This is a genomic window from Frankia gtarii, assembly GCF_025403375.1.
Classification (GTDB): Bacteria; Actinomycetota; Actinomycetes; order Frankiales; family Frankiaceae; genus Frankia; species Frankia gtarii.
The window spans coordinates 1-4151 of record NZ_JAMPTM010000412.1 but is presented as its reverse complement, the minus strand read 5'-3'; the positions used below and the strand labels follow the sequence as shown (position 1 = coordinate 4151).

Annotated in this window: 2 protein-coding genes; both read left to right on the top strand. The window is 69.0% G+C overall.

Features of this window, described 5'->3' with window-relative positions; translation table 11 throughout:
* A partial coding sequence (locus NBZ83_RS30535) for an LmeA family phospholipid-binding protein (protein ID WP_261576353.1) occupies nt 1-807 on the top strand: 807 nt, incomplete at its 5' end.
* Nucleotides 808-1616: 809 nt separating this feature from the next.
* A partial coding sequence (locus NBZ83_RS30530) for an FHA domain-containing protein (protein WP_261576352.1) occupies nt 1617-4151 on the top strand: 2535 nt, incomplete at its 3' end.

The following is a 4151-nucleotide window of genomic DNA, read 5'->3' as shown; positions in this document are numbered from 1 at the left end:
GGGCAGGGCGGGTTCGGCGCGGGCGCGCCGCCGACCGGCACCACCGCCGCGAAGCCGCCGCGGCGGCGTCGGCGACGCGGTCGGCTGCTGGCGATCGTGCTGGTCGTGCTGGTCGTCCTGTTCGTCGTGGGCGACCGGGTCGGCGTGGTGGTCGCCAAGGGGCAGATGCGCAAGCAGGTCGAGGCGTCCGTCGCCGAGAACATCAAGCCCGGCGACCCGGTGCCCAAGGTGACCGACGTGAGCATCGGCGGGTTCCCCTTCCTCACCCAGGTCCTGTTCGGCAAGTTCACCGACATCGGCGTCGGGATCGACGGCATCCCCACCCCGGGGCCGAAGATCTCCTCGGTGAAGGCGCACCTCAAGGGCCTGCACGTGCCGCTGGGGGACGCCCTGACCGACAACGTGGGGCAGGTCCCCGTCGACGACGTGCGGGCCACCGTCGGCATCACCTACGCCGACCTGAACGCCTTCCTCGCGAAGCAGGCGGTGCAGGTCCAGGTCGCCCCGGTGGACGGCGGGAAGAAGGTCGAGCTGAGCGGCACCATCGACGGCCCCTTCGGGCTGGGCAGTACGAAGGTCAGCGGCATCACCACGTTCGAGGTCGCCGACAACAAGCTGACCCTGGTGCCGTCCGCGCTGTCGGTGGTGGGCGGCCTGAACTTCACCATCCCCGTGAGTTTCCAGATACCGGTGCCGATTCCGGTGTCCGGGCTGCCGTTCCATCTGCGCATCGTCAAGGCGTCGACGAATGCCACCGGGCTGTCGCTCACCGCGACCGCCAAGGACGTCGTTCTGCCGGCGTCCTGACCTGCCCACCGATGACCATGCCCGCCCGGAACCCGCTCTTCCCCGGGCGGGCATGATTCCGGCCACATTCTCGGTGCCGTCCCGGCCGGTGTCACCTGCGCGACCGCCTAGGGGGCGCCGCGTCGGCGTCTCCGAGGGGGGTGGTCCGGGCCCGTCCAGGGCCGTCCGGTCGCCCGTCCGGGCCGAGTGGGCGCGGCATGGCTCGTCGCCGTCGCATGGCGCGCTTGCAGGCATTTCCAGGACGCGAAGCAGGCGGCCGTGATCCCGGTGGGCTCGCCGTGTGAATCAGTTGTGTGCGGACGGTCGGATACTTGAAGCCGTTCGGTCTCCCCCTCGGTCGGATCGGCGACAGATGCCACTCCCGCAGACCGCCGGCCGGCATTCTCATAGGGTGCCGCACGGGAGTCGCGTGTCATCGCCGTCGCCCCCGTGGCACGGTCGTCGCGGTGGCGGCCCGACCGGGGGGGTAGCGGCGGAGAAGATCCGTGCAGGACAACCGGCATTTCGAGGATCAAGAGGCGGCAGGAAACCGAGAGATGTCCAGAGGTCGAATGCGACGGCGGCCATGCCGTTCTGCTGGCCGGTCAACCGTCACCCGGGGTGGATCAAGGTCATCCCTCGACGCTACGATCGGACATCCGGCATGATCGGTCAACCCGCGTGACTGCTCGGCGTGGCATCACCCGTTGTCCCGGTGGCGCCGCTCGAAGCGGTGACATCGCTCGGCTTGGTGACATGACCTGGCGTAGTTACAAGGTGGAGTTCGGCGGGACAACCCGGCCAGCGTCCCGTCGCGAAGGGGGAAACACGTGCAGACGACCTTCCTGAGAGTCGTCACCGAGGCCGGTGCGGCCACCGTGCCGGCCGAGGCCCAGTTCATCATCGGCCGTGCCCGGACCGCCGACTACGTCATCGCCGACAGCCGGGTCTCCCGTCGCCACCTCCTCCTCGAACAGGCCAGCAGCGGCTGGATCGTGCGGGACATCAGCTCCAACGGCACCTGGATCGACGGGCAGCGGATGCCCGAGTCCGTGCCGGTGCACGATGAGGTGCGGTTGCGGCTGGGCACCCCCACAGGCCCTGAGGTCGTCGTTCACCCCGAGTTCCCGCAGGGCCGCGGCCCGATCGATGAGCCGGCCTACGACCCCGGCTACGACATGCAGACGATGCTGCCCAACGCCGCTGGCTACACCCCGCCGCGGCCCACCTCGGGCCGGGGTAGCCGGGGCCACCAGGGGCCCACGAGCCCGGCGCAGCGCGGTCGCGACTACGACGACTACGACGACCGCCGCCGCGACGAGCACGCCGGCGGCTCCACCAGCCTCGAGCAGGAGCACGAGCGGCGCACCACCTACCGGCTGCGCCAGGGCACGATGTCGATCGGCCGCGCCCGGGACAACGACATCGTGATCACCGACCTGCTCGCCTCCCGCCGGCACGCCGAGCTCTACATCGGCCGTTCGGGCCTGCAGATCGCCGACCTCGACTCGGCCAACGGCGTGTTCGTCAACGGCCGCCGGATCAACCGGACGGAGGTCGGCCAGGGCGACGTCATCGCCGTCGGCCACCACGTCTTCCAGCTCGAGGGCGATCAGCTCGTCGAGTACATCGACTCCGGCGACGTCAGCTTCGAGGCCGACGCCCTGAACGTCTGGGCCGGCCAGAAGCAGCTCATGCACGACATGACGTTCAAGCTGCCCGGCCGGGCGCTGCTCGGTGTCGTCGGGCCGTCCGGCGCCGGCAAGTCCACCCTGCTCAACGCCCTCACCGGGTTCCGGCCCGCGGACAAGGGTGCCGTCCGCTACGCCGGCCGTGACCTGTACTCCGACTACGACGAGCTGCGGCGCCGCATCGGCTACGTGCCGCAGGAGGACCTGCTGCACACCTCGCTCACCGTGCGCAAGGCTCTGGAGTACGGCGCCGAGCTCCGCTTCCCGCCGGATGTCACGAAGGCGGAGCGGCGCACCCGCGTCGACGAGGTCCTCGCCGAGCTCGGCCTGACCCAGCACGCGAACACCCAGGTGTCGCGGCTGTCCGGTGGCCAGCGCAAGCGGACCTCGGTGGCCCTGGAGCTGCTGACCCGGCCGACCCTGCTCTACTTGGACGAGCCGACCTCCGGCCTCGACCCGGGCATGGACAAGAACGTCATGGAGTCGCTGCGCAAGCTGGCGGACGACGGCCGGACAGTCATTGTCGTCACCCACAGCGTTGCCCAGCTCGACCTGTGCGACTACATCCTGGTCCTCGCGCCGGGCGGCTACGTCGCCTACTTCGGCCCGCCCCAGGACGCGCTGTCCTTCTTCGGTAAGCGGGACTACCCCGATGTCTTCCTCAACCTGGAGGCGACGCCGGGCACCGAGTCGGCGGCCCGCTTCCGCAACTCGCGGTACTACGTGCCGGCATCGATCACCGCCCCGTCGGCCCGGCCGGCGCCGGAGGAACTGCCTTCGCTGCGCCAGCAGTCGGTGGCCTCCCAGCTCATCACGCTGAGTCGTCGAACCATGGCCGTCGTGGCGTCGGACAAGTCCTACCTACGGTTGATCATCGCGTTCCCGTTCCTGCTGGGGCTGATCCCCAGAGCCATCGGCGGCAACTTCGACCTCACCGCCGAGCAGGCTAAACAGTTCTCGCCGAACTCCGACGGTCCGACGATCCTGTTGATCATGGTGCTCTGCGCCTGTTTCATGGGCATGGCGAACTCGGTCCGCGAGATCGTCAAGGAACGGGCGATCTATCGCCGGGAGAGAGCCATCGGCCTGTCCCGCACGGCGTACATCGGGTCGAAGGTCCTCGTTCTGATCCTGATCACGGTGGCGCAGTCGATCCCGTTCACGCTGATCGGACTGGCCGGGCGAACACCCAAGGCCGGTCTCATCCTCGGCAACTCGCTGCTGGAGATGCTGATCGCGGTGGTCGTGGTGTCGCTGGCCTCGGCGATGCTCGGTCTGTTGATCTCGGCGCTGGTCGACAACGCCGACAAGACGATGCCCCTACTCGTCTTGATCACGATGGCCCAGCTGATCTTCAGTGGTGGCATTGTGCCGGTCAAGGGCACCGTCGGCCTGGAGCAGGTCGCCTATATCGCGCCGGCGCGCTGGGGGTTCGCGTCGATGTCGTCGATCGCCGACATGAACCGCATCACCCTCGCCGGCGTCCTGCGCCCGGACGGCTCCAAGAAGCTGATCAACCCGAAGGCCGTCGTCGACCCGTTCTACGACCACACCGCGTCGACCTACCTCACCGACATCATCGCCGGTGCCGTGATCGGCATCCTGTTCATCATCATCGTCTCGATGCTGATCCGCCGCATGGACCCCAAGACCGTCAAGCGCGCCCCCGCCACC